Here is a 2,011-nt window from a genome sequence, read left to right on the forward strand (position 1 = left end):
CATTCAAAACTAATTGATTTCATTTAACAAAAGCATATTCTTTAGGATATGCTTTTTAAAAAAATAAAAGCACTACTCTTATGCCTAGAGAATATTTAAAATATTTAAGAGTAGATACTTTTATTTTTATAAAATATAGGTTTAAAGATTAACTTAAATATAGTTTAATTTTTTTTAAAAAAAAGATATCCTTTATGCTTTTTAAGCTAGATGAGGTAATTAGCTAACATTTATACTATTTATAGCACTACTTCTTTTATTATCTTCTTTTTCTTATATAGGATATAAAATTATAAATATAAATAAGCACGGGTATCAAAATACTTATAAAAGCACCTACAAAAAACCAATAAATAATATTCATACCTAAAATATTAAAACAAAACCTTTATTTTTCTTTAAAAGATATTATACTTCTAGATACAAAATCTCTAACTTTAGAAAGTTATGTTCTTTGTAAAAAAAGTACATAACTTTTTTTGTTAATATTTTGCTTTCACCTATCTCTTTTTTTAAAAAACAAAAAAAAGACTCTTTTTAGAGCCTTTATTGGTCTTGATATCATGCGTAAAATAATATAAACGCTTTAATACTAAGTATAGAACATCTTTATTTTTATACAAAGACAAAAGAGGCCATAATAAAATGAGCCTCTTTTGTCTTTAAGGAGTTTTTAAGTCAATAAGAGTAAATTTACCTATTACTTCTAATAAGTAAAAATCTACTCTTATTTTTATCTTCCTTATAAATTTACCCTTCTTTATAAACCTTAATCCTCTCCAATTAAGATACCTAAATAAAGGTATATCTAAATTTAGAAATTATCTTAAGTTTAGTTAAATTTTGCTGCTCTTAGATTTAACTACAGCCAAAATTAACACTAATATATCTAAATACCTTCCCTCTGTATCTTTTAAGAAAATACAATATTGATATATTATTTTAGTAGAGCATAAACTTTTTACTTTAAGCAATATATCCTAGTTCATATTTATATGTAAGGAGGGTAATTTGAGTAAATTAATTTGCAGTATTTTTAAAGTTAAGAGTCGTTTTTCATCTTATCTAGATAGAATTGACACAACAGGCAGAATAAAGGAACTAATTGGATTTGTGTTATTTGATCTTCTTTATTTTGATTTTTGTTATCTCTATACATTGCCTATTTATAGATATGATGAAACTCTAGATGAACTCTCTTTAAAAAATAAAAAACGAGCTTGGGCTTTATATGAAAGGTATCATGCAGGAGTATCAAAATAATACTTATCTCTAGCACTCTAATTTAACTAAAATGGATTTATTGCATTAAAGTAATGTTTAGAATATTAACACACAAATACCTTAACTTTAACAAAAAAGAAGATACCCTTAAGAGTATCTTCTTTTTTGTTATTAAGTTAGACATTAATAAAAAAGATACTATATTTTAAAAGAATATTTACTAACCAAATATAGGACAAATACACTTAAAAACACAGTAAAAGATTTACTTTTATTTCTTTGGTTCAAATAGAACTTAATGTGTACTTTATTTACTTTTAGTAGCAATTTAGCTTAGAACAAAAGATAAATAAAGTTGTAATAACAAAACTAACTTTTATGAGATATAATGCCAATTATTCTTGATTTATCTAGATATTTCTCTAGATCTAACAAAACAAATAGCTTAGGGGATAAATTTTATAAGAAAAGGATAAGGAGCAATATGTCTATATCAAAGATATTATTTGTGTCTTGCAATTTTTTCAGAAATAACAGTAAGAGCAAAAACTCACACTTGCTTATGGCTGCTAGCACTACCCTGCTTTCTAATACCCCCACTGCTACTTCTAACACTCTTAGTACTAACCTAGACAAAAAAGAAAATACTTTTAAGTTAAGCAAAAGCGACAAAGATAAACTTAAGTCTTTTTTTAGCAAAACTACAACATACCAATCTAGTCTAGATGCTATTTATGACAAGTGTATAAGCTCTTATAGAACTATTGATACTTATACTGATTGTAGT

At 24.4% G+C, this 2,011-nt stretch carries 1 protein-coding gene and 1 pseudogene; both read left to right on the forward strand.

Going from position 1 to position 2,011, the window contains the following annotated elements:
• Positions 1-1,011 precede the first annotated feature (1,011 nt).
• Positions 1,012-1,263: a hypothetical protein gene (locus tag F0310_RS05415; protein ID WP_182117952.1), complete on the forward strand. Its 252-nt coding sequence runs from the start codon at positions 1,012-1,014 to the stop codon at positions 1,261-1,263.
• Positions 1,264-1,708: 445 nt separating this feature from the next.
• Positions 1,709-2,011: pseudogene (locus F0310_RS05970) on the forward strand (hypothetical protein); the annotation flags it as partial.

Source organism: Borrelia sp. A-FGy1 (genome assembly GCF_014084025.1).
Taxonomy (GTDB): Bacteria; Spirochaetota; Spirochaetia; order Borreliales; family Borreliaceae; genus Borrelia.